Source organism: Bradyrhizobium sp. USDA 4341 (genome assembly GCF_054063755.1).
In genome coordinates, this window is record NZ_JBSSGO010000002.1 from 2,867,173 (window position 1) to 2,890,431 (window position 23,259).

The following is a 23,259-nucleotide window of genomic DNA, read 5'->3' on the forward strand; positions in this document are numbered from 1 at the left end:
CAGGACGTCGAAACTTTGAACTTGTCGGTCGTCCATCACATAGTACGATGTATAGGACGATGGACTATTCGCCGGTTCGCTCGCTCTTGATGAGGACGACGACAACGATGCACAGCACCCAGGACGCCTTGCGGATTGATGTGGCCGCGTCGATTTCCGTCGGCATGCCGGTTATTCACTTCAATGACGGCGGCTCCCCGGTCCAGCCGAATAAGCTTCTTGAGACAGCGGCTGCGGGTCAGCCGCAACACGGCGAGCGTCGAATGCCGGTGCCTCAGGCCTTGCTGATGTGGATTTGCTCGTCATCCGGTGAGGCCTGGCCTTCCCTCGAACTCATCCTGGGCCGCACGCTGTCGCCGCGGAGCCCGATCGGATCCGGCGCTTCATAGGCCGTCTGCTTCCGGCTTGGCCAACCGCAAGGCCCTGGCACAGGCGAGCGCCATTTGCCGCCCGCCCTACATCGCCTTGACGATGTTCTCGGTGACCTTCTTGGCGTCGCCGAGCAGCATCATGGTGTTGTCGCGGTAGAACAGCGGGTTGTCGATGCCGGCATAGCCCGACGCCAGCGAGCGCTTGATGAACATCACGGTGCCGGCCTTCCAGACCTGCAGCACCGGCATGCCGTAGATCGGCGAGGTCTTGTCCTCTTCCGCCGCCGGGTTGGTGACGTCGTTGGCGCCGATCACGAACGCGATGTCGGCCTGGGCGAACTCCGAGTTGATGTCCTCGAGCTCGAACACCTCGTCATAGGGCACGTTGGCTTCGGCCAGCAGCACGTTCATGTGGCCGGGCATGCGGCCGGCCACCGGGTGAATGGCGTACTTCACCTCGACGCCTTCCTTCTTCAGGAGGTCGGCCATCTCGCGCAGCGCGTGCTGGGCCTGCGCCACCGCCATGCCGTAGCCGGGCACGATGATGACCTTGGAGGCGTTCTTCATGATGAAGGCGGCATCATCCGCCGAGCCGAGCTTGGCGGGCTTCTGCTCGCCGGAGCCGCCGCCGGCCGCCGCGGTCTCGCCGCCGAAGCCGCCGAGGATCACCGAGATGAACGAGCGGTTCATCGCGTGGCACATGATGTAGGACAGGATCGCACCCGACGAGCCGACCAGCGCGCCGGTGATGATCAGCGCCGAGTTGCCGAGCGTGAAGCCGATGCCGGCCGCGGCCCAGCCGGAGTACGAGTTCAGCATCGAGATCACGACCGGCATGTCGGCGCCGCCGATCGGGATGATCATCAAGACGCCGAGCGCCAGCGCGATGATCGTGATCAGCCAGAAGTCGAGCGCGCTGCCGCTCATCACCAGGCCGACGATGAAGAACACCAGCGCCAGGGCGAGCACGATGTTGATGACGTGGCGGAACGGCAGGATGATCGGCGCGCCGCTCATCCGGGCCGACAGCTTCAGGAACGCGATCACCGAGCCGGTGAAGGTCAAGGCGCCGATCGCAACGCCGAGCGACATCTCGACCAGGCTCTGCGGATGGATGTTGCCGGGCGTGCCGATATCGAACGCCTCGGGGGCGTAGAACGCGCCGGCGGCGACCAGCACCGCGGCCATGCCGACCAGCGAGTGGAACGCGGCGACGAGCTCCGGCATCGAGGTCATCGGCACCCGGCGCGCGATCACGGCGCCGATGCTGCCGCCGATCGCGATCGCGACGATGACCAAGAGCCAGGCGACGCCGTCGGCCGGCGGATGGCTCGCCAGCGTGGTGGCGACCGCGATCGCCATGCCGATCATGCCGAAGAAATTGCCCTGGCGCGACGATGCCGGGCTCGACAGGCCGCGCAGCGACAGGATGAACAGCACTCCCGCCACGAGATACAGAACAGCAGCCAGATTGGCGTTCATCTCAGGTCCCCCTTTGTCTTCGTCACCCCGAGGTGCACGCCGCTCACTTGGCTTTCTTCTTGTACATCGCCAGCATGCGCTGGGTGACCAGGAAGCCGCCGAAGATGTTCACGCAGGCGAAGATCAGCGCCACGAAGCCGAAGCCGCGGGCCCAGCCCGATCCGCTCGACACCATGCCGACGCCGACTGCGAGCAGCGCGCCGACCACGATCACCGAGGAGATCGCGTTGGTCACGCTCATCAGCGGGGTATGCAGCGCGGGGGTCACCGACCACACCACGAAATAGCCGACGAACACGGCAAGAACGAAGATCGACAGCCGGAACACGAACGGATCGACGGCCTGCGCGAGATGCTCCATGGCTTCTCTCCTTACTTCGGCTGGAAGTTGGGATGGATGACGGCGCCGTCTTTGGTCAGCGCGGTGGCCTTCACCAGCTCGTCGTCCCAATTGACCGCGAGCGCCTTGCTGGCCTTGTCGACCATCGTCTCGATGAACGAGAACAGGTTGCGCGCGTAGAGGCTCGAGGCCGAGGCGGCAACGCGGCCGGCGACATTGGTGTAGCCGACGATCTTGATGCCATCGGTCTCGACCACCTCGCCGGGCCTCGCGCCCTCGACATTGCCGCCGCGCTCGACCGCGAGATCGACCAGCACCGAGCCCGGCTTCATCGACTTGACCATCTCGCCCGAGACGAGCTTCGGCGCCGGACGGCCCGGGATCAGCGCGGTGGTGATCACGATGTCCTGCTTCTTGATATGCTCGGCGGTCAGCGCGGCCTGCTTGGCCTGATATTCCTTGGACATCTCCTTGGCGTAGCCGCCGGCGGTCTGCGCGTTCTTGAACTCCTCGTCCTCGACGGCGAGGAATTTGGCGCCCAAGCTCTCCACCTGCTCCTTGGTGGCGGGGCGCACGTCGGTCGCGGTGACGACGGCACCTAACCGGCGCGCGGTCGCGATCGCCTGCAGGCCGGCGACGCCGACGCCCATCACGAACACTTTGGCGGCCGGAATGGTGCCGGCGGCGGTCATCATCATCGGGAAGGCACGGCCGAACGCTTCGGCGCCCTCGATCACCGCCCGGTAGCCGGCGAGGTTGGCCTGCGAGGACAGCACGTCCATCACCTGGGCGCGGGTGATGCGCGGCATCAATTCCATCGCAAACGCCGACACGCCGGCATCGGCCATCGCCTTCAGCGCGGCCTCGTTGCCGTAGGGGTCCATGATCGCGATCACGAGCGCGCCGCGCTTGTACTTCGCCAGCTCGGAGGCCTCCGGCCGCTTCACCTTGATGATGATGTCGGCGTCCTTGAGCGCGTCGGCGCTGACGGTGGCGCCGGCCGCGACAAGCTCCGAATCGGGCAGCCCCGACTTGACGCCCGCGCCCGGCTCGACCGCGACCTCGGCGCCCAGCGCCTTGAACTTCTTGATGGTATCGGGCGAAACCGCAACCCGCGGCTCCGACGCATCGATTTCCTTGGCAACGGCGATCTTCACGCTCACAGCACCACTCTTGAGAACCAACGAGGTCATTCACCAGATCAGCGACGCAAGCACGGCATTTCCCAGAGGATCGTCCTCGATCCCAGGGTGGCCGCCGGCGTCGCAGGATTTTCCAGCTTGGCAACGCCGACGCATCAATCGCGCGGCGTCTCGAGCCCAAAGGAGACAATTCCGCCGGGCTCGAAGTCGGCGCATCGTTGCGCAAACTTGACTATCTCAGCACGAGCCTTGCGATCCCGCACCCTCATGAACGACGCGAGAAGCACCAGGCATTCGTCGGAACCCACCTCGTCCCTCGCTCGCGCCGCACCGCCCATGACAGTCTCGTCATTCCTGCTCACCTACGGTCATCCGCCCAAGTAGGCAGATCGCACATGTTCATCGTCGATGAGATCCTTGCCGCTGCCGGACAGAACGATCGAGCCGGTCTCCAGAAGGTAGGCGTAGTCGCACATCTCAAGGGCCGAGTAGGCGTTCTGCTCGACCATCAAGACCGTCGTCCCAGATTTCCTGATGCCATCGATGATCGAGAACACCTGTTCAACGATGTTGGGCGCCAGGCCGAGCGATGGCTCGTCAAACATCATGAGCCTGGGCTTGGACATGATCGCGCGCCCGATCGCCAGCATCTGCTGCTCGCCACCGGATAGTGTTCCCGCCACCTGATGCCGGCGCTCGGCAAGTCGCGGAAACATCCCGAAGATCCGCTCCCGATCCGCCGCGATCTCCCGACGGTCGGAGCGCAGATAGGCGCCCATATCGAGATTTTCGTCGACGGTCATGTCAGGGAATACCCGCCGCCCCTCGGGGCAATGTGCGATTCCCTTGCTCAGGATTTCCCGCGCCGAGCACTTCGTAATGTCGTGCCCATCGAACGTGATCCGTCCGGCCGCCGAAGGCAGGATTCCCGAGATCGCCCGCAACGTCGTGCTTTTGCCCGCACCGTTCGCTCCGATCAGAGCGACCAGCTGCCCCTGACCGATCGACAAGGTGACGCCCTTGAGGGCTTCGACCTTGCCATACCGGCAAACAAGACCATTAATGTGCAGCATGCCGGCTGGCTCCTTCACCGAGATAGGCACGAATGACCTCGGGATTGCCGCGGATCGCCGCGGGCGGCCCTTCGGCAATGATGCGGCCGTAGTTGAGCACGACGATGCGATCGGAGACGCCCATGACCATGGGCACATCGTGTTCCACCAGCAGGATCGACATGCCGCGGCCGTGCAACTTGTTGAGCAGCTCCATGAACCGGGCGGTTTCCGTCGCATTCATGCCCGACACCGGCTCATCCAGCAAAAGCATCGACGGGTCTGTTGCAAGTGCAAGGGCGACGCCGAGCAGACGCTGGTCGCCGTAAGACAGCGACCCGGCGAGTTCGTCGGCACGGCGCGCGATCCCGACGATCTCGAGCAGCCCGTGCGCAAGATTCCTCAACTCCGCCTCCGCCCGCCCTTCGCGCGGCAGCGCCAGCAGCGTATCCAGCAGTGTCGACCGGCTCCGCCGGTGCAAGCCGATCATCACGTTCTCGAAGACGGTCACGCTCTGGAACACGCTGGTGCGCTGGAAGGTCCGCGCCAGGCCGAGCGACGTGACTTCATGCGGTTTGAGATTGCTGAGCGAGGTATTCTTGTAGCGCACCTCGCCCTTGGTCGGCCGCAGAAAGCCGGTGATGACGTTGAAGGCCGTCGTCTTGCCGGCGCCGTTTGGTCCAATCAGGCTGACAATCTCACCCTGGTTGACGACGAAGCTCATATCGGTGATCGCAATCAGTCCGCCGAAGTGCACGGCGATATGTTCAACGGACAGAACTGGCTGCGGAGCGTTGGAGGGCATGGTGCTCATGGTGTGTCGTGCATCTTGGCTTGGAGAGGCTCCGGATCGGCGCGGGTGCTAGGCACTGCGAACCACTTCTCGATGGCGGGGACAATTCCCTTCGGCAACACGAAGACGATGATGATCATCAGCAGGCCATAGAGGATCCACTGGATCTCGGGGGTAGCGAAAGACCGGGCGGCGACGGGAATGAAGCCGAAGATGAGGCCGCCGACGATGGGTCCCGCAAGGGTGCCCTTCCCGCCCGAGATGACCATGATCACCATCGTGACCGTGTAAAGAAACGCAAACACGTCAGGATCGATGATCTTGAGGTAATGGGCGTAAAGGCTGCCGGCGGCCCCCGCGATGCCGGCCGAAAACACCGCGGCCAGCACCAAATAGCGGGTGACGTCGATCCCGACCGAGACTGCCAGCGACTCGTTCTCCTTGAGCGCAATCATTGCGCGCCCGACGCGGGAGTAGACGAGACGCTGGATGACGATGTAGGACGCCACAAGGACGGCAAGCACGAGATAATAGTTGGATTGCTTGCTGTAGAAATCGAGATAGCCAACTCCGGGCAGCCCCAGCGTCATCGGCGGGATCGAGGTCAAGGCCAGCGGCCCTTGGGTCAGCTCGACCCAGTTCAGGGCGACCAGCCGGACCACTTCCGCAAAGCTGATGGTCACGATGACGAAGTAGGCGCCCCGTACCTTGAAGGACAGCTTACCGACGGCATAGCCGCAGAGCGCTGCAACCAGGGTGCCGATCACAAACCCGGTCCAGACCGGCCAGGGTTCGTGAACCACGCGGATACCGCCGATCAACTCGACATCGAAGCCCAGCGACACCAGCGCGCTGGTGTAGGCTCCAATTCCAAAGAATGCGACGTGACCAAGGCTCAGCTGTCCGGTGTATCCGAGCAGGAGATTGAGGCTCATCGCCGCGACAATGAGGATACCCGTCGTGATGAAGGCGTTCAGCAAATACGGATCGTGCAGCCAAAGCGGCACCGATGCGAATGCGGCGAGCGCGATATAGGGGATCAATCGCTTCATCCAATCCGCTCCGCGCGTGCAAAGAGGCCGGTCGGCTTGAAGAGGAGAACGACGATGATGATCAGAAAGCCCATGGCATCGCGGTAGCCCGACGAAACGTATCCGGCACCAAGCTCCTCGGCCAACGCCAGCAAGAAGCCGCCGATCGTGGCCCCGCCGATGCTGCCGAGACCGCCCAGGATGACGATGGCGAAAGCCTTCAGCGAAGCGAGATTACCCATTTGCGGGGAGATGACGTAGACGGGTCCGAGCAATGCACCCGCCGCTGCCGCGAGGCTCGAGCCGATCGCGAACGTCGCCATGTAGATGAACTGGATGTTGACGCCCATGAGCGAAGCAGCATCACGATCCTGGAAGGTGGCGCGCATCGCCTTGCCGAGTTTTGTGCGGTTGATCAGAAGATAGGACACGCCGATCAGGGCAAGGGCAGCGCAGAAGACGAACAGGCGCAACCAGGACACCGAAATCGAACCAATGACGAGCGGAAGTTCCGGGAACGGCGTCGAAACCGACTTCGCGACACCACCCCAGACGAACTGCTCGCCATTCTGCATCACGATCATGGCGCCGATCATGACCAGCATGGTCGTATCGATGTCCGCACCACGCATCGGGCGCAGCAAGACGACCTCGATCAGCGCACCGGCAAAGCAGCCCAGGACCACCGCCACGATCAGCGCAAGGAAGAAGTTGAGGCCGAGCATCACGCCGACGAAATACAGCGCATAGGCTCCGAAGGAGTAAAGCTCACCATGCGCGAAATTGACGACGCGCATGATGCCAAAGATGAGCGTGAGCCCGATGCCCAGCAGCGCGTAGGTGCTGCCCAGAATGAGCGTGTTGACGATGTGTTGCAGAAGCTCGGTCATGCTGATTTTTTCGGCCGAAAGACCGCTGATCCTCTCTTCAGAGCATGTTTATGGGCGAGGCAATGCCAAGGCGCCACCAATTATGGTGGCGCCTTCCGCGATCGTCGAGCTCAGGAGCCCGACAGGATGATCTTTTCGTTCTCGATCTTGATCAGATAGAGGTTGGGCATGCTCTGGCCGCTTTCCTTGCCGGTCGGCCCTTGCTTCTGGAACTTGATCTGACCATTCAGGCCGGGAAAGTCGGTCGTCCAAAGCGCATCGGTGATCGCCGCGGGCTCTGCCTTGCCGGCCCGCTGGATCGCATTGGCGATCGTGCGAATTCCGTCGTAGCCGCGGAAGCTTTCAGTCGCGCCGGCGATCGCATAGCCACGCTTTTTCCACTCGCCGAGGAAATACTTCGTCGCTGCCGGATCCGGGGTCTTGTCCGGATACCAGGGCGCGAAGGTCGTCAGATGCATGGAGCCGTTCGCTGCGGCGCCGGCCTGCTCGATCAGCTGATCCGGATTCTGCGAGCCGCCGGTGGTCACGATCCGCTTGGTGATGCCGAGCGCTGCGGCCTGCTTCAACACCAGGGTCAGCTGCTCGACCGCGGTCGTGACCATGATCGTGTCCGAGTCGGTTGCCTTGATCTTGGCAAGCTGGGCGCTCATGTCCTGGGCGGCCTGATCCATGATCTCCACGAGGCCGACCTGGATGTTCTGGGCCTTCATGATCTTGCCGAAGTCCTCGGCCGAGCCACGACCCCAGTCATTGTTGATGACGAGGAAGTCGGCCTTCTTGATGCCGAGTGACGGCATGATGGACTTGAATTCGGTCGCCTCGACTGACGACGGCGGCGAGATGCGGAAGATGTAGGAATTGCCCGACGTCGTGATCTTGCTCGAGGAGGAGGTCTCCACCACCATTGGGACCTTGTATTCCATGAGCTTCGGCATCACCGCAAGCGTCAGGCTCGAGCCCCAGGCACCCATGATCACGGGCACCTTGTCGCCGGTGATCAGCTTCTCGGCGACGGCAGCGGCCTCCGTCGGATTGCTCTTGTTGTCTTCGATGACCAGCTCGATCTTGCGACCGAGCAAGCCGCCCTTGGCATTGATTTCGTCGGCGGCAATCTTTGCGCCGTTCACGACATAGGTACCGGAAGCGGCGAACGGACCGGTGAGCGGCTCATTGACACCGATCTTGATGGTCTGCGCCGCTGCGCCCGTCGCCAGTGCGGTCGACATCGCCGCGGCGAGGGCCGCGCCCGTAATCAATCCGTGTGCTCGCTTCATCTTTCCTCCTGTGCTCGCATGAGCCGTGCCTAGGGAACGAAACACCAGTGCAGCGCGCCAGCTTATGGGTGCTGGCCATTCGTCACCGCCGGGATGATCCTATCATCCTATTCTTAGTATCTTAAAGATACTTCTAATCCGTCGTCAAGCAGGCGCCCTGCTCTATTTTTGTTTTCGCAGTGCCCTCATTTGACGCAGCCGCTCATCATTTGCGCGATTGCTTTCGCCTAGACCAATTTCGAAACTCCTTCGACGGACACGATGCCGCGCGTGCCGGTCAAGCGTTCGCCAAATTCGCTTCCTTGTTGAACTCGATGGTGAGTTGATCCCATTCGCCCAGGCTGTCCTGAATTTTGCTCCAGAAGGACTGCGAACGGCGCCGCTCAAAATCGGCGACTGAACCCCCCTGCTGCTCGACCCAGGTGTAGTAGCCCAGGTTGAAGACGGCGCGGGCGCGAATGCTCCGTCAGCTCGACGACATTATCGGAGGCGGCACCGAGCAGGCAGGCGCCGAAGATTTCGGCGGCGTTCACCTGATCAAGGCCACGCGCGTAGTGCCTCTCTTCAAACTGCCTGCGTTCGCTGCCGTACATGGAAGCGCTGTCCGTCGCCACGGTGACAATGGCCTTCTCGGGCCCGTAATTCATCTGCTTTGCCAGCTTGATCGAGGCGATGATGTTGGCGAGCCCGGAGATGCCGATATGGTCAAAGGCGCGCACCAGCGCGGGTTCGAGACCGCGGCGCGTCTCGAGATAATCCCGGCCCGCTCTCGAGCCGAACAGCAGATTGAGCTGGTCCGTGGCTCGGTCCGAGACCCCGACGACGAAGTCGAGGTTCATGACATTGTGAATGAGCGGGATGTGCTTGTCGCCGATCCCCTGAATGTTGTGCTCGCCATAGCCATTGTTGAGCATCGTCGGACATTCGAGCGCCTCGACCGCAACGACCTTCGAGCCCCAGCGTCTCTTGAGAAAATCACCCGCGGCGATCGTCCCCGACGATCCGGTTGCCGAGACGAAGGCCGCCAATTCGTGGTTATCGTCCTGGTTGAACGCCTTGAAGGCATCTTCCGCCGCGCGCCCCGTGCACTCATAGTGGATGAGGTAGTTCGAGAACGACGAGAACTGGTTGAGAATGACGTTGCTGTCGTCGCGCCTGAGCTCCGCGCACTTGTCGTAGATCTCCTTGACGTTGCTCTCGGTGCCGGGTGTCCGGATGATATCGCCTGGCTCCGTCACCCACTTCTCGAGCCATTCGAAGCGCTCGCGGCTCATCCCTTCGGGTAAGACGGCAACGCCGCGACAGCCGAGGATCCGCGAAACGGCGACACCGCCGCGACAATAATTGCCGGTGGAAGGCCAGACAGCCTTCTGCTCGGATGGATCGAAGCGCCCGGTCACGAGCTGCTCGATCAAGGCCGCATAGGCCGGCAGGACCTTGTGCGCGCCGATCATCGGAAAGCGATCGCCGAGCAACACGATGATCTTGGCATCGACGCCGGAGATCTCTTTTGGCAGCACGATATGGCCCGGCACCAGGTCCCTGCCCCTGCGGTCTTCCGCATTGTACCAGTGCATGCGCCAGAGGTTCGCGGCGCTCGGCTCATCCGGCCCTACCGCCGCAATGTCCTCCCATACCCTGGCCGACGGAAGCGGCGGGTGCGCGAGCTGCGAGAAGGTCGGCAGCTTCAGGTTAAGTTTGCGCGCTTGCGCCGCGGCTTGCCGCCAGCCTTTCCTGTCGACAACATTCGGCTCGATTACAAACGCCATTTCCAATCATCCCTGTTGAATCTCGCGGCCTCGCCCGGGTCCTCTAGCCCCCCGCGGATCGCATGCCCGTGCTGGTCTGCCGCTCATGGACCGCGTCAAATGAACGCTGCCTCCGAACGTCATCCGCGACGCCATACGTCGTCGTGCGCTGACGCGGCACACGGCCGGCCGAAATGATGATCGATTCGAGCTCCTGCGGCGTCATTTCCTGGCCGTGCGAGGCGCCGGCCGACCGCGAGATGCTCTCATCCATCAGCGTGCCGCCGAGGTCGTTGACGCCGGCCGAAAGGCAGTGCCGCAGCCCCTCCGGTCCCATCTTGACCCAGGACGCCTGGATATTGGTGATGTGTGGATTCAGGACGAGGCGCGACACCGCATGCATCAAGATCGCCTCACGGAACGTCGGGCCCGGTCGCGCCCGGCCCTTGAGATAGACCGGCGCTTCCATGTGAACGAACGGCAACGGCACGAGCTCGGTAAATCCGCCGGTCTCCGCCTGCAAGCGCCGCAGCCGGAGCAGATGCCGCGCCCAATGGTCGTAACGTTCGATATGGCCGAACATGATGGTGGCCGTCGATCGAAGCCCGATCGAATGCGCCGTGCGCATGACGTCGAGCCACTGCTGGGTCCTGATCTTGTCCGCGCAGAGCGTCTCGCGCACCTCGTCGTCGAGGATCTCGGCGGGCCGTTCCGGGCAGCGTGCCCAGGCCGGCCGCCTTCAGCTCCTGCAGGAATTCGGCAACGGAAATGCCCAGCGTGTGCGCCCCTTGATGGATCTCGAGCGGCGAGAACGCATGGAGATGCATGGCCGGGACGGCGCCCTTCACAGCCCGACAGACATCCAGATATTTCTGCCCCGTATAGGACGGATGGATGCCGCCCTGCATGCACACTTCGGAGGCGCCGCGGTCCCAGGCCTCGGTGACCCGCTGCGCGACTTCGGACATCTCGAGGTCGTAGGGGCGCCCGCGCAGATTCTCGCTCATCTTCCCCTTCGAGAAGGCGCAGAACTGGCATTTGAAGGAACAGATGTTGGTGTAGTTGATGTTGCGGCATACGACGTAGGACACTACGTCGCCGTTGACACTGCTCCGCAATTCGTCGGCCGCCCGGCAAATGCTGGTAAAGTCGCGCTCGTGAGCGCGGAACAGCCCGACGATCTCGCCCTCTGAAAGCTCATCGCCACGCTGGGCCTTGGCAACGACCGACGTGACGTCGCTGCCGTGTGCGGTGCGCGGAGCGGATTTCAACCATCCGAGCTCGCGCGATGGAAGCCCGCCGATGTGGCCGGGATGCCAGTCGTCGGTGCGCGGAAATCCATCTCCGTCGATGCGGTCGAGGACCGACTTCAGCAGCTTGTTGTCGAGCCAGCGCGAGGGATAGCGCGCGAAACTCGGATAAATCGGCAGCCGCTTCTCGAGCCGCTTGCCGGTTGACCGCGTTGCAGCCTCCAGCAGCCGCAGATGCGGCCACGGTGCTTCGGGATTGACGTGGTCCGGCGTGACCGGCGAAACGCCGCCCCAATCGTTGATCCCTGCCGCAACCACGCGCCCCAGGGCGGCCGGGCTGAGGTTCGGCGGCGCCTGAATGTTCATCTCCGGATCGAATATCAGGCGGGCGACAGCAATGGTCCAGAGATGATCGTCTACGGAGGGCGCCGGCGCATTGGCCATGCGCGTCCCAACCTTTGGCCGGAAGTTCTGAACGATGACCTCCTGCAGATGGCCATGCGCATCGTTCAGGTCCCGTAGCGCGAGCAATGCATCAATCCGTTCGGCCCTGGTCTCCCCGATGCCGATCAGGATTCCGGATGTGAACGGAATGGCCTGCTCACCGGCAGTCTTGATCGTCTGAAGCCTGACGGCCGGCACCTTGTCCGGCGATCCGAAGTGGGGGCCGCCCTTCGCACAGAGCCGGTCGGACGCGGACTCCAGCATGATGCCCTGCGAGACCGATACCTTGCGCAGCATGGCAAGGTCGAGCTCGTTCATGATCCCCGGATTGACGTGAGGGAGCAGGCCAGTTTTCTCGAACACAGCCCTGGCGACTTCGGTCAGATACGACAGCGAGGATTCGTGGCCCAGCCTTGTCAGCTCCTCACGCGCGACGCGATAGCGAAGCTCGGGCTTGTCGCCGAGCGTAAACAGCGCCTCATGACAGCCAGCCTCCTTGCCGGCCCTGGCGATGGCGACCGCCTCCTCGATCGAGAGATACGGCTTGACGTTCGAACGCGGCGCGTGAGCGAACGTGCAGTAGTGACAGACATCGCGGCAAAGCTGGGTGAGCGGGATGAACACCTTGGGCGAATAGGTGATGACATCGCCGTGCGCGGCATCCCTTCGCCTGGCGGCGGCCGTCAGGAGTTCGTCGATGTCAGCAAGATCGATGAGCTCGTAGGCCTCGCTTCGGGACAGGCGACGGTCGAACGGGAGATTCAAGACGGACGTCATCAGAACAGCCTCACGGGAACGGGATGGTCGTCGATGCCAAAGCGCTCGGCAATCTTGAGCTCATCAAGAAACGAACCTGTCGTTCCGAGGTTTTGCGACGAGATCAGATACGGACCAAAATCGATCGGGCAGTCGATGTCCTTGCCGATGCCATGCGACTTGAACACGCTGCAGCTCAGTTGCCGCTGCCGCGCCAGGGCGCGGTGCGCGCGGAAGCTGTCTTCGCCAAATCGAGGCTCCAGCATGTCGGGCGACCGCATCGCCAGGGCATTTGTGCCACCGTCGTAAAGCGCGGGTACGAGCACGATCGGCGTGTGGTCCAGCAGCCGGATGACGTGTTCGAAGTCCTCCGGACGGGCGAACGGAATGTCGGCGTGGACAACAAGAACCCGCCGCCCGTACGGTTGGAACGCATCGAGGCCGCGCTGCACCGCGGCATTGACGCCGGTCTCGACCTCATCAAAGATCATGGCCGCGCCAAAGCGCTTGGCGATCGCAAACGCTTCCGGATCGGCGCTCACCACGGCGATGCCGGCCAGCGAGCGCGTATCCCGCAAGTTTCCGAGAACATCGCACAGCATGGCTTGCGCCAGCTTTGTGCGCTCGGTCGCCACCAGGATGTCGCCCAGCCTGCTCTTTGCTTGACTGAACCGTTTGACAGGCACGAGGGCCCAGGTTTCGGAATCGTCCATCGCTTCGCTCAGCTTTTTAGTCGACCAAGAAATCGGAGACACTCGCGTGCCAACTGAACACGCTCATCCTTCGAGCGCATGATCGTGTTCGTCACATGCACGGGAATGCCGACCGCATCGGCGTCGGCCTGGTCTTCGCGATCCATCACCAGACCATCGAGGAAGCCATAGTGCCTCACGATCGAGATGCAATTTGTCGCGACGCCAAGCTCGTTCATGATCTTTGCGGTCGGCCCCTTGATAGCTCGGCCGCCGACCAGCGGCGAGATTGCCACGATGGGAGCCTTGGTCGCATCCAGGGCCGCCCGGATACCGGGTACAGCCAGGATCGGATCGATGCTGAGATACGGGTTCGACGGACAGACAATGACGGCATCGGCGGCGCCGATGGCCCGCAATGCGGCGCTGGTGGCCGTTCCATCACTGGGGCTCTGGTATTCGATCTTCTTGACCTCGGGCCGCGCCTGCAGCTCGACGAAATAGCGTTGAAACGCGAGCTTCTGATCGGTCGTCACGACGATCGTCGCAAACGGATCGTCCGTCATCGGCAGGATGCTCGCCTCAATGCCGAGATGCGATGCAATCCTGCCGGTGAAATCGGTCAAGGTCACGCCGGCGCTCAGCGCGCGCGAGCGCAGGACGTGCATGGCAAGATCGCGGTCTCCCAAACGAAACCATGTCTCGCCGTTCAGGCCGCCGAGCGCCTCCATGAAATTCCAGCTTTCGCCGGCTCGCCCCCAGCCACGCTCTTCGTCGGCAAGCTCGCCCAGCGTATAGACGACCGTGTCGATGTCCGGCGAGATCGTGAGACCGAGATGCTCGAAGTCGTCGCCTGTGTTGACGATGACGGCGAGCGTGGCGCCCAGCAGGCGATTGAGGCCATAGGCAAGCTTGGCGCCCCCGACTCCGCCGCAAAGCGCAACAACGTTGAGGTCACCGCCACTCATCGGAACATGTCCTGGCTCTTGGGCCGCGCGAGCGCAGCCGCGGGTGAAACCGGTCCATCAAGCGTGAGGCCACGGACGAGGATGATCGGCACCCCCTCGCCCGCCTGCCCCATCAGGAGTGAAGCGGCGCCGGCGATCTCATCGGCGATGGCGATTTCAGTGACGCGCATCGCCCGGCCGAACATGTCGGGGACGCCGATTTGGCTCAACAGCGAGGGAATGCCGGCAGCGCCGATCGCCACGCCGACGACACCATTGCGCCAGGGGCGGCCAAAACTGTCGTTGATGATGATTCCAAGATTGAGGTCGCCGGCTGCGTCCAGCGCGACCTTCAGCTTCTGCGCGGATCCGTCGGGATCTTTGGGCAGGAGCAGGACGCGCTCTTCGTCTTCACGGTGCTCGATGTTCGATTGATCGATGCCGGCGTTGGCCATGACGAAGCCGAGCCGGTGCGCGGCGATGACGACGTTCGGCCGCGTCTTGACGACTTCGGTGGATTCGCGCAGCACAACCTCAAGGAAGCGCGGATCCTTGCCGACCGTCGCCGCAAGTTCGAGCGCCTCCGGGGACGGCTCGACGTCGCTCAGCCGAACGTAGCGCCCTTCCGATTTTGAGACGATTTTCTGCGCAATGACGAGGATGTCGCCCCGCTGCAGCTCGAGCGACATCCCGGCCAGGCCTTGCCTGATGAGCGCGGCAAGATTCTCGCCCGGCTCGACGCGCCGAATGTCCTGCAGGGCGATGTATTCGACTCGCGTCCCTACAGGCATGGATCAGGTACCCGGGCTTGCGGGCAGGCCGGTGATGCGGATACCGGCGCCGGGCACCTTGTAGCGCCGATTGATCCCGATCAGCACGGATGTGAGCGCCTCGGCCGCCGCCGAGTTCGCCAGCACGCCGCCGTCGATGCCGGCGGATGCGACTTCATTCGCGAGACCGATTACGACGTCGCGCGCCGCCTTGTCGTCGCCAAAGACCAGAACGTCGCAATCCGCCCGGCTGCCCTGGTGCAGCTTGGTCGCGCCCACATTGTGGAAGGCGGAGACGACCCGCACGCCGGGTCCCAGCAACTGCTGCGCGATCTGCGCGGCCGAGCCGGCGGACGGAAGCTGGACCACGGACACTTTCGGCGGCACCAGTGGGACTGCGGCATCCACGACGATCTTGCCCTGAACCACGTCCTTGACTTCGTTCAGCGCCGCGTCATGGCTCGCGAACGGCACGGCAACGACCACGATGTCGGCAGCCCGGGCGGCGGCGGAATTGTCGTCGCCCGCGACGTCGCCGGTCATGGTCTGGGCCGCGCTCTTGGCCTTCTCCGCGGAGCGTGAACCGAGAATGACTTTGTAACCGGCCGCAAGCCAGCATTTCGCGAGGCCGGATCCCAAGTCACCGGTTCCTCCAAGGATGGCAATCGTCGGTTTCGTGTTCATGTCTCGGTGGCCTTTCCAGAATTAGTCGAGGGACATTTCGGTGAGCGGCACGAGCTTGACGCCGGCCTTCTCGAGGCCCTCCCGCACCGCACGGGCCGTGGCGACACCTGTGGGCTCGTCGCCATGGACGCACAGCGAGTGGACCTTGCATTTGATCTTCTTGCCGTTGCGAGAGGTGATGGTGTTGTTCAACACCATGTCGAGCACCTGCCGGGTGGCGACCGCCGCATCCGTGATGACCGAGCCCGCGATCTTGCGCGATGTCAGATTGCCGTCGTCATCGTACTGGCGATCGCAGAAGCCTTCGATTGCGACGGGCAGCCCGAGCTTGCGGCCGGCCTTCTCCATCTCGGACCCCGCGAGAGCCACATAGATGATGCGAGGATCGACGGCCTTGATGGCGCGGCCGATGGCCAGCGCGTATTCGGCATCTTCGGCGGCCATGTTGTTGAGCGCGCCGTGCGGCTTGAGGTGGGTGACCCGCTCGCCTTCGTAGGCCGCCATCGCCTGCAGCGCGCCAATCTGGTAGGCGACTATGTATTCGAGGTCATCGGGGCGCATATCGATGCGCCGACGTCCGAAACCCCAGAGATCGTTGAAACCGGGATGAGCACCGATCGTGACGCCGAGGCGCTTGGCTTCGCGCACGACGTTGCGCATCACCCGCGGGTCACCGGCGTGGAAGCCGCAGGCGATATTGGCCGATCCGATGATCTTGAGGATTCCGGCATCGTCACCGACGTCGTAGGCGCCGAACCCTTCGGCCATGTCGGCGTTCAAGTTGATCGATATGGTCATCCGTCACCTCGTCTGCTTGAGCTATAATGTCCTATCATTAGCAAGACAATCCCTTTTGCAAACAATTTTTCCCGTTTTTCCGAAAATCGCTTTGGAGCGACGACAGCGGGCAGCCGCTTCACGAGATCCGTATTGAACCATCATCCCAATGATAGTATGTATCCCCAACCCTGGCAAGCTACGCTACCCGATGACGACACGTCCAATCAGCGGCGGCAGCTCCCACCAAACAACTCATCGCGAAGGCCGGTTCGAATGTTCCTGTCGAATACAAGTTCATCTCACGACCAACCGCTTGACCCGGCGGATGCCGCCACGCTGGCGCGTGAAGAGGCGAGCGAAGTCGAGCGCTTTCTCGCCTTCCGACCGAACCACGCGGAAACGCCGCTGCGATCGCTGCCGGCGCTCGCCCGCGAATTCGAGGTGAAGTCCATCCATATCAAGGACGAATCGCATCGGCTCGGCCTCGGCAGCTTCAAGGCTCTGGGCGGATCCTACGCCGTCGTCAGGCTACTGCTGGAGCATGCCGGCAACAAGCTGGGCCGCGCGGTGGATATCAGCGAGATCGGGACGCCAGCGATACGCGAGATCGCGCGCAGCCTGACGGTCGGCTGCGCCACCGACGGAAATCATGGGCGATCGGTCGCGGCCGGCGCGCAGATGGTCGGAGCCAAGGCGGTCATCTTCGTGCATTCAGGGGTCACGGATGAGCGCGTGCAGGCAATTGCCCGCTTCGGCGCGGAAATCGTGCGGGTGCCCGGCACTTACGACGACTCCGTCGCGGTCGCCGACAAGGTCTGCCAGGACAATCATTGGATCGTCGTCTCGGATACGTCCTGGCCCGGCTACGAGCGCATCCCCGGACTGGTCATGCAGGGTTATACGGCGATGCTGAACGAGATCCTCCGGCAGCAGCCGGCGGCGCCCACCCACGTCTTCATCCAGGCCGGCGTCGGCGGCCTCGCGGCCGCGGTCGCGGGTTACTTTGATGTCGTCTTTGGCAAGAGCCGGCCGACATTCGTGGTCGTCGAACCCGAACGGGCTGCGTGCCTCTATCAAAGCGCCATCGCGGGCGCGCCGATCAAGATCGCCCATGGCGAGCCGACGATCATGGCCATGCTCGAATGCTACGAGCCTTCTCTGGTTGCCTGGCGCATCCTGTCGCGGAAAGCGGACGCGTTCATGATGGTCGGCGAAGAAGGTGCCGCGGCAGCGATGCGCCGCCTCGCGCATCCGACGGGCGATGATCCAGCCATTGTGGCCGGCGAAAGTGGCGCAGCTGGATTGGCCGGCCTTTGGCGCGCCGCCAAGAGCAGCGCCGCGCGTGAATCGCTGGGCTTGAACCAGGCGTCGCGCGTCCTGCTGATCAACACCGAAGGTGCGACCGACCAGAAGCGCTACACGGAAATCGTGGGTGCTTCGCCGGCCAGCATCCTCGCCTAGCGAGGATCCGGAGCGGGCCTTGCGCCCGCTCCTTCGTCAGGCCTTCGTTCGCTTCTTCGATTTTTCGAGAAGGTCGGAACGGAGCGCGAAGCAACTGCGATGATAGTGGATGTTGGCGACGTAGACGGCGATGTCGTTGCTGTCGACCAGCACCAGGCGACAATCGGCGGTTGGTTCGCCGAGGCCGATCTTGAGCAGTTCAGCCGTTTCGGGATCGGCCACGCCGATCGTCACAACCTGATGAGCATGGGCGAGCGTTATGTCGTCCATCTCCATGATCTTCGTCAGCGCGGCCGTGTGGGTGAAGCGCTTGCGGTCCTTGAGGTAGAGGTTGCGTGCCAGATGGAGGTTGACGACCGAAAACGGCTCGTCCTCGTTGTATTGCACGCTTCTGAGAAACGCGTAGCTGGCGGCGGGCCGACCTTCATGCGCGGCGAGCCGGGGCGGATCCGCATTTTCCTCGACATAGACGCGCTTGAGGACGTTGTTCCTGACGGAATCGACCATCGACTCGAAATCATTGGCCAGGTTCAGCCAGTGACGATTCTTGGGTCTTCCGGACACGAACGTCCCGCGTCCCTGCTGCGCGTCGAGGAGACCCTCGTTCCGCAACATCTCGATCGCCTGCCGGATCGTAACGCGCGCGACGCCGAATTCGGTTTCGAGCTCCTCGATGGTCGAGATCTTGTCGCCCTCTTGCCATCGCCCGGACTCGACCCGTTGGCGCATGACCGATGCAACCTGCACGTAGAGGGGGACCCGGCTGCGCTCGTAATTTGGGACTACCTTATTCATGATAGTAAGATAGTCCATTTCATCGCCAAAGGCGAGTTTTTATCGCCGAACAACTAGGATCGTCGCAAGAGCCATCGAAGCGCTCGTCTCACATAATCCAACGCCATCGATCGCATGAGCGCGCCGGCGTCGAATTCCCTGACCATAGCCGGCTCACCCTCGCCTCCACCCGATCGATGGGAGAGCCGCGTCTCGAGGTTCTGGACAAATACAGCGATGATTCGTCCGGCTACGTCCTGGATCAAGCCAGAGCGGCTGAACTGCGCCAGGGCCCCGGTCAAAGTGAAGCCAATGCTGAGATCGACCTTGGTTTGGTTCTCCACGTCACCCGGCTTGACGGCATAGCCGATCAGGCCGCGGGTTGACGAGTTACTGCGCTTGTCCTTGCCTGCACCGACGATCGTGCCCGTGCGGCTTGCATCATCGCGCGTCACATCGGCGATGCCTTGAAATTCGGCAGAGATCGGGCCGACCTTGATCTTGATCTGGCCGTCGACGTGACCGTCGACCGGCTCTTCGGCCAGCGATGCGCCCGGCAGGCAGGCGGCAACCGCGCCGATGTCGGAGAAGAAATTCCAGACGTCATCGACCGGATGCCCGACTGTGAAACTCTGCGTGAACGTCGTTTGCGGCTTCCAGCTCGTATCCCTGAGCGAGGCCGCCGCCGCTGCCGGAGCTTCCGCCTTCTTCGCCGTTGGTGCGGCGTTTGCCTTGGGCCGAACGGAGGCCGCGGTCACCGCGGTCGCATTGCCGGAGCCCGAAGGCCCAAGACGCGTCCGGTTTCCGTTTGGAATCGCCGCGATCCCTCGCCCCCTGCGGTCTGCGATCACACCCTGGATGGCACGGACGATGCCGACATAGCCGGTGCAGCGACAAAGGTTTCCGCTCATGGCCACGCGAATATCGCGCTCGCTGGGGTCCTGCATGCGCAGCACGACATCGCGCGCCGACACAACCATCCCCGGCGTGCAGTAGCCGCATTGCAGGCCGTGTTCCCGTGTGAAGGCCGCGCGCAGCTCGCGCGTGATCTCGTCGTCGTCGAGCCCCTCGATCGTCGTGACGTCGGCCTGCTGGCAGGCCAGCGCGAAGGTGATGCAGGAGCGCGTGGGCACACCATCGACAAGCAATGTGCACGCGCCGCAGACGCCGTGCTCGCAGCCCAGATGGGTGCCGGTCAGATTGAGCTTCTCGCGGAGAAAGTCCGCAAGATGCATCCGCGGCTGGATCTCCGCGCTGACGGCGCTCCCGTTGACGTTGAGGTTGCAGGTGCTCATTGCGGCCGCGCCTGCTCGATCGCGCGGCGCAGCGCAGCGACATGGGTTTGCTTGTCCAGGGGATCGACCATCCCTGCCTTCTCCAGAATCTCGTCGACGGCCCCGCCGTCGAAATTGTCGCTCAGACGCGGCGCGCGGCCGTCGCCGATCACATTGCCTGCCTTGGCAATGACGATCGGACGGCTCTCCGTCGCGCCGATCACCGCACGGCTGATGCCGCGATCGGGGTCGGTCATGAAGGCGCCGATCGCGTGGGCAAATTCGCCCGTCTTGCGGCAGCTCTTGTAATAGCCCCAGCGCGCCGATTTGCTCAGTCGCGGCACCACGACGCGAACGAGAACTTCGCCAGGCTGCAGGTCGGCCTCAAGCGCGCCGACCATGTAGTCTTCAACGGCCACGGTCCGCTCTCCAGCCGGGCCGCGCAGCACGACTTTTGCCCCAACTGCGGCGAGGATCGAGTGCCAGTCGGCGGACGGATCGGCATGCGTCAAGCTTCCGCCGATGGTGCCGCGATTGCGCACCGCGCGATATGCAATGCCATTGGCCACCGTCGGCAGCGCACCGCGCGTGACGTCGGTGACGCGGAGGTCCTCGATATCGGCATGCGTGACGCAAGCCCCGATCGAGATTTCGTCCGCGCCGTTACTGAAACAGCGGAGCTCTTCGATTCCAGTGAGGTCGACGATCAGATCGGGCTGCACGAGCCTGAGGTTCAACATCGGCCCGAGCGACTGGCTCCCGGCCATCATCTTGACGGTTCTGCTATCGTCGGCGATGAGCCTGATCACCGCATCGACCGCATCGGGGCGCGCATAGTCGAAATTGACAGGTTTCACGCCGGCAACCCTTCCGCAAGTTCGGGCGCCTTCGCCTTGCGGCTCTCGGCTGCCGCCCGAATGGCCTCGAGGACACGTCGTGGCGTCATTGGTGTGTGCAAGACCTGGGCTCCAAGAGGCCGCAATGCGTCATTGACCGCATTGCCGATTGCGCCGGGAGGCGCAATGGCACCGCCCTCGCCGATGCCTTTGACACCGAATTCCGTATATGGCGCCAACGTCTCCATGTGGCCAAGCTTGGGCGCCGGCACCTCGGTCGGGCCCGGCAACAGATAGTCGGCAAAGGTCGATGCGAGCGGCTGCCCCGACGTATCAAAGTTCATTTCTTCATACATTGCGGTGCCGATGCCTTGCGCCAGCCCGCCATAGATTTGCCCGTCGACAACCATGGGGTTGATCAGCTGGCCACCGTCTTCGACGACCACGTAGTCGATCAGCTCGATATCGCCCAACTCCGGATCAACCGCGACCACCGCGATATGGGTCGCGTAGCTGAACGTGCCGGAATCACGCGCCGGCTTGTAGCCGATGGTGACCTCAAGGCCCCTCGGATCGACAGTTGCCGGCAGATCCTGCGGCCTGCGGTACCAGGTGTGCGCAATTTCATCGATCTTCACGCTGTTGGACGGACCAACGACCGCGCCGTTCTCGAGCCTGACGTTCTCGACTTCAGTCTGCAGCAGATGCGCGCCAATCCCCATGATGAGCTTCGCGAGTTCGCGCGACGCCGTCGCAACGGCGCCGCCGGACATCACCGCGCAGCGCGATCCCCAGCTGCCCGTCGAGTAAGGCGTGTACTCGGTGTCGCCGTGAACCAGCTTGATGCGCGCGATGTCGATGCCAAGGATCTCGTGCGCGACCTGCGGAAGCGTGGTCTCCATGCCCTGACCATGCGAATGCGCGCCGATGCGCAGCTCGAGGCCACCGTCGGGGGTCATCCGCGCGGTCGCCTGTTCGTGTCCCGGAACCATCGGGATGCCCCAGCCTGCGTAGACCGACGTGCCGTGCGCGCCCTGCTCGCAATAGACTGATAGCCCGACCCCGATCAACCGGCCGTCCGGCTCGCCCTTCTTCTGGCGTGCGCGGAGGCCCGCCAAATCGATCTTTGCCAGAGCCTGCCGCAGCGATTCCGGATAATTCCCGCTGTCAAAATGCTTCTTGGTGATGTTGTCGAACGGCATCTGCTCCGGCCGCACCAAATTCTTGAGCCTCACCTCGTAGGGCTCGAGACCGCATTCGTGTGCGATGGCGTCCATCATCAGTTCGATCGCGTAGCAAACGCCGGTGCGGGCAACGCCGCGGTAAGGCAGGATCGGGCACTTGTTAGTGGACACCGACCAGGTGCGGCAGCGATAGGATGGGAAGTCATACGGCCCGGGCAGGATGCTGGCGATCTGCGCAGCCTCCAGGCATGCCGAGAACGGATACGACGAATAGGCGCCGGAATCGACCGAGGCCTCGCACTCGACACCGCGCAATTTGCCATCGCGATCGGCATAGACGGTGATGTTGTAATGATGCTCGCGGCAATTCGCGCCCGCCGTCAAATGCTCGCGACGATCCTCGATCCAACGCACGGGATAGCCGCAGCGCATGGCGAGCCAACCAAGACAAACATCCTCCGTCAGCACGATACCCTTGTAGCCGAAGCCGCCGCCGACATCGGGCGAGACGATGCGGATCTTCAGCTGCTCGAGATTGAGGCATTCCGACAGGCCGTTGCGCACGATGTGCGGTTGCTGATTGCCGGTGTAGAGGACGAGCTGGTCCATCCGCTTGTGCCAGACGGCAACCGTGCCGCGGCCTTCCATCGGCGCCATGCTCTGTCGCGCGGTCGATATCTCGCGCGTGATCTTGATCGGAGCGTCGTAGGCCGCTTCCATGTTGATGTCGACAAACGTCTCGAGGAAGACATTGTCGCCCCACTCTTCGTGCACCAGGGCCGAGCCCGGACGGCGCGCCAGCAGCATGTCATGCACGGCCGGCAATTCCTCGAAATCAACTTCGACCGCAGCCGCAATGTCCTCGGCTTCCGCGCGGGTATCGGCGACGCACATTGCGATCAATTCGCCGACCTGACGGACCTTCTCGAACGCGAGGATCGGCTGATCGGAAGGCTTGAAGCCCGGCAGTCCGGACACAGCGCGAATGGGACGCGTATCGGCCGCGATATCCGACGCAATGAACACGCTGCCGCGGAGATGCGGCGGGATACGGATGTCCTTGATCCGCGCATGTGCAAGCGGACTACGGACGAACGCAACGTCGCGCATGCCGGGCAAGCGAATATCGCCGACATATTCGCCTCGTCCACGGAGAAAGCGATCATCTTCCTTTCGGGGAACGGAAGCTCCAACGCCTTGCTTTGCCACTCCGTCTCCCCTCTTGTCGTCCGTGTCCGGAGCGATCGACGGCTCGAACACCATATTCATTCTATTATCGCAACG

Annotated in this window: 20 protein-coding genes and 1 pseudogene; 2 read left to right on the forward strand and 19 right to left on the reverse strand. The window is 63.0% G+C overall.

Annotated elements, in window-relative coordinates; translation table 11 throughout:
• Positions 1-59 precede the first annotated feature (59 nt).
• Complete coding sequence (locus ACVIGB_RS19620; RefSeq protein WP_456721408.1) at positions 60-389, forward strand: hypothetical protein; 330 nt, start codon at positions 60-62, stop codon at positions 387-389.
• Positions 390-455: 66 nt separating this feature from the next.
• Here the strand turns inward: ACVIGB_RS19620 and ACVIGB_RS19625 are convergent, their stop codons facing one another.
• The 15 genes and pseudogenes from ACVIGB_RS19625 to ACVIGB_RS19695 form a co-directional block, all read right to left on the reverse strand.
• A complete protein-coding gene (locus ACVIGB_RS19625) occupies positions 456-1,853 on the reverse strand; it encodes an NAD(P)(+) transhydrogenase (Re/Si-specific) subunit beta (protein WP_173638198.1) in 1,398 nt (465 codons plus the stop codon).
• A gap of 43 nt (positions 1,854-1,896) precedes the next feature.
• Positions 1,897-2,214, reverse strand: a complete 318-nt coding sequence (locus tag ACVIGB_RS19630; RefSeq protein ID WP_016841609.1) for a proton-translocating transhydrogenase family protein — start codon at positions 2,212-2,214, stop codon at positions 1,897-1,899.
• An 11-nt stretch (positions 2,215-2,225) separates the two neighbouring features.
• Positions 2,226-3,350: a Re/Si-specific NAD(P)(+) transhydrogenase subunit alpha gene (locus ACVIGB_RS19635; RefSeq protein WP_342713340.1), complete on the reverse strand. Its 1,125-nt coding sequence runs from the start codon at positions 3,348-3,350 to the stop codon at positions 2,226-2,228.
• 353 nt (positions 3,351-3,703) lie between these two features.
• Positions 3,704-4,408, reverse strand: a complete 705-nt coding sequence (locus ACVIGB_RS19640) for an ABC transporter ATP-binding protein (RefSeq protein ID WP_092125969.1) — start codon at positions 4,406-4,408, stop codon at positions 3,704-3,706.
• Positions 4,395-5,201, reverse strand: a complete 807-nt coding sequence (locus ACVIGB_RS19645) for an ABC transporter ATP-binding protein (RefSeq protein ID WP_456721407.1) — start codon at positions 5,199-5,201, stop codon at positions 4,395-4,397. Before ACVIGB_RS19645 ends, ACVIGB_RS19640 begins: the two co-directional genes overlap by 14 nt.
• The gene (locus ACVIGB_RS19650; RefSeq protein ID WP_456721406.1) at positions 5,198-6,232 is read right to left on the reverse strand and encodes a branched-chain amino acid ABC transporter permease; all 1,035 of its coding nucleotides are present in this window, start codon (positions 6,230-6,232) and stop codon (positions 5,198-5,200) included. The genes ACVIGB_RS19645 and ACVIGB_RS19650 overlap by 4 nt, the downstream gene beginning before the upstream one ends.
• On the reverse strand, positions 6,229-7,101 hold the full coding sequence (locus tag ACVIGB_RS19655; protein ID WP_092116278.1) for a branched-chain amino acid ABC transporter permease: 873 nt from the start codon (positions 7,099-7,101) through the stop codon (positions 6,229-6,231). The genes ACVIGB_RS19650 and ACVIGB_RS19655 overlap by 4 nt, the downstream gene beginning before the upstream one ends.
• 110 nt (positions 7,102-7,211) lie before the next feature.
• On the reverse strand, positions 7,212-8,375 hold the full coding sequence (locus ACVIGB_RS19660; protein ID WP_176529640.1) for an ABC transporter substrate-binding protein: 1,164 nt from the start codon (positions 8,373-8,375) through the stop codon (positions 7,212-7,214).
• Between the two features lie 383 nt (positions 8,376-8,758).
• Positions 8,759-10,144 (reverse strand): pyridoxal-phosphate dependent enzyme, encoded by a 1,386-nt coding sequence (locus tag ACVIGB_RS19665; RefSeq protein WP_456749195.1) that lies wholly within the window; start codon positions 10,142-10,144, stop codon positions 8,759-8,761.
• Positions 10,145-10,187: 43 nt separating this feature from the next.
• Positions 10,188-12,594, reverse strand: a pseudogene (gene cofH, locus ACVIGB_RS19670) (5-amino-6-(D-ribitylamino)uracil--L-tyrosine 4-hydroxyphenyl transferase CofH).
• A complete protein-coding gene (gene cofC / locus ACVIGB_RS19675) occupies positions 12,594-13,286 on the reverse strand; it encodes a 2-phospho-L-lactate guanylyltransferase (RefSeq protein WP_456721403.1) in 693 nt (230 codons plus the stop codon). The pseudogene cofH and the gene cofC overlap by 1 nt, the downstream one beginning before the upstream one ends.
• An 8-nt stretch (positions 13,287-13,294) precedes the next feature.
• Positions 13,295-14,233, reverse strand: coding sequence for a 2-phospho-L-lactate transferase (gene cofD, locus ACVIGB_RS19680; protein ID WP_456721402.1), 939 nt, complete (start codon positions 14,231-14,233; stop codon positions 13,295-13,297).
• Positions 14,230-15,003, reverse strand: coding sequence for a coenzyme F420-0:L-glutamate ligase (cofE, locus tag ACVIGB_RS19685; protein WP_456721401.1), 774 nt, complete (start codon positions 15,001-15,003; stop codon positions 14,230-14,232). Before cofE ends, cofD begins: the two co-directional genes overlap by 4 nt.
• Before the next feature lie 3 nt (positions 15,004-15,006).
• Complete coding sequence (npdG, locus tag ACVIGB_RS19690; RefSeq protein WP_456721400.1) at positions 15,007-15,666, reverse strand: NADPH-dependent F420 reductase; 660 nt, start codon at positions 15,664-15,666, stop codon at positions 15,007-15,009.
• Positions 15,667-15,687: 21 nt separating this feature from the next.
• The gene (locus ACVIGB_RS19695) at positions 15,688-16,464 is read right to left on the reverse strand and encodes a LamB/YcsF family protein (RefSeq protein WP_456721399.1); all 777 of its coding nucleotides are present in this window, start codon (positions 16,462-16,464) and stop codon (positions 15,688-15,690) included.
• Positions 16,465-16,719: 255 nt separating this feature from the next.
• On the opposite strand from ACVIGB_RS19695, the gene ACVIGB_RS19700 reads away from it, so the two are divergent.
• Positions 16,720-17,907 (forward strand): diaminopropionate ammonia-lyase, encoded by a 1,188-nt coding sequence (locus ACVIGB_RS19700; RefSeq protein WP_456721398.1) that lies wholly within the window; start codon positions 16,720-16,722, stop codon positions 17,905-17,907.
• A 36-nt stretch (positions 17,908-17,943) separates the two neighbouring features.
• On the opposite strand, the gene ACVIGB_RS19705 is transcribed toward ACVIGB_RS19700, so the two are convergent.
• From ACVIGB_RS19705 to ACVIGB_RS19720, 4 genes are read right to left on the reverse strand one after another with little or no spacing between them, the layout of a single operon-like run.
• Entirely contained in the window at positions 17,944-18,702 is a 759-nt protein-coding gene (locus ACVIGB_RS19705; protein WP_212316333.1) for a GntR family transcriptional regulator, read from the reverse strand.
• Between the two features lie 53 nt (positions 18,703-18,755).
• A complete protein-coding gene (locus ACVIGB_RS19710; protein ID WP_456721397.1) occupies positions 18,756-19,976 on the reverse strand; it encodes a xanthine dehydrogenase family Fe-S subunit in 1,221 nt (406 codons plus the stop codon).
• Positions 19,973-20,812 (reverse strand): FAD binding domain-containing protein, encoded by an 840-nt coding sequence (locus ACVIGB_RS19715; protein WP_456721396.1) that lies wholly within the window; start codon positions 20,810-20,812, stop codon positions 19,973-19,975. Before ACVIGB_RS19715 ends, ACVIGB_RS19710 begins: the two co-directional genes overlap by 4 nt.
• On the reverse strand, positions 20,809-23,238 hold the full coding sequence (locus tag ACVIGB_RS19720; protein WP_456725126.1) for a xanthine dehydrogenase family protein molybdopterin-binding subunit: 2,430 nt from the start codon (positions 23,236-23,238) through the stop codon (positions 20,809-20,811). Before ACVIGB_RS19720 ends, ACVIGB_RS19715 begins: the two co-directional genes overlap by 4 nt.
• Positions 23,239-23,259: the final 21 nt, after the last annotated feature.

What these genes read in the sequence shown, in the direction of transcription:
- ACVIGB_RS19620 (WP_456721408.1), top strand. Translation starts at nt 60, where the DNA reads ATGGACTATTCGCCGGTTCGCTCGCTCTTGATGAGGACGACGACAACG.
- ACVIGB_RS19625 (WP_173638198.1), bottom strand. Translation starts at nt 1,853, where the DNA reads ATGAACGCCAATCTGGCTGCTGTTCTGTATCTCGTGGCGGGAGTGCTG.
- ACVIGB_RS19630 (WP_016841609.1), bottom strand. Translation starts at nt 2,214, where the DNA reads ATGGAGCATCTCGCGCAGGCCGTCGATCCGTTCGTGTTCCGGCTGTCG.
- ACVIGB_RS19640 (WP_092125969.1), bottom strand. Translation starts at nt 4,408, where the DNA reads ATGCTGCACATTAATGGTCTTGTTTGCCGGTATGGCAAGGTCGAAGCC.
- ACVIGB_RS19645 (WP_456721407.1), bottom strand. Translation starts at nt 5,201, where the DNA reads ATGAGCACCATGCCCTCCAACGCTCCGCAGCCAGTTCTGTCCGTTGAA.
- ACVIGB_RS19650 (WP_456721406.1), bottom strand. Translation starts at nt 6,232, where the DNA reads ATGAAGCGATTGATCCCCTATATCGCGCTCGCCGCATTCGCATCGGTG.
- ACVIGB_RS19655 (WP_092116278.1), bottom strand. Translation starts at nt 7,101, where the DNA reads ATGACCGAGCTTCTGCAACACATCGTCAACACGCTCATTCTGGGCAGC.
- ACVIGB_RS19660 (WP_176529640.1), bottom strand. Translation starts at nt 8,375, where the DNA reads ATGAAGCGAGCACACGGATTGATTACGGGCGCGGCCCTCGCCGCGGCG.
- ACVIGB_RS19665 (WP_456749195.1), bottom strand. Translation starts at nt 10,144, where the DNA reads ATGGCGTTTGTAATCGAGCCGAATGTTGTCGACAGGAAAGGCTGGCGG.
- cofC (WP_456721403.1), bottom strand. Translation starts at nt 13,286, where the DNA reads ATGGACGATTCCGAAACCTGGGCCCTCGTGCCTGTCAAACGGTTCAGT.
- cofD (WP_456721402.1), bottom strand. Translation starts at nt 14,233, where the DNA reads ATGAGTGGCGGTGACCTCAACGTTGTTGCGCTTTGCGGCGGAGTCGGG.
- cofE (WP_456721401.1), bottom strand. Translation starts at nt 15,003, where the DNA reads ATGCCTGTAGGGACGCGAGTCGAATACATCGCCCTGCAGGACATTCGG.
- npdG (WP_456721400.1), bottom strand. Translation starts at nt 15,666, where the DNA reads ATGAACACGAAACCGACGATTGCCATCCTTGGAGGAACCGGTGACTTG.
- ACVIGB_RS19695 (WP_456721399.1), bottom strand. Translation starts at nt 16,464, where the DNA reads ATGACCATATCGATCAACTTGAACGCCGACATGGCCGAAGGGTTCGGC.
- ACVIGB_RS19700 (WP_456721398.1), top strand. Translation starts at nt 16,720, where the DNA reads ATGTTCCTGTCGAATACAAGTTCATCTCACGACCAACCGCTTGACCCG.
- ACVIGB_RS19705 (WP_212316333.1), bottom strand. Translation starts at nt 18,702, where the DNA reads ATGAATAAGGTAGTCCCAAATTACGAGCGCAGCCGGGTCCCCCTCTAC.
- ACVIGB_RS19710 (WP_456721397.1), bottom strand. Translation starts at nt 19,976, where the DNA reads ATGAGCACCTGCAACCTCAACGTCAACGGGAGCGCCGTCAGCGCGGAG.
- ACVIGB_RS19720 (WP_456725126.1), bottom strand. Translation starts at nt 23,238, where the DNA reads ATGGTGTTCGAGCCGTCGATCGCTCCGGACACGGACGACAAGAGGGGA.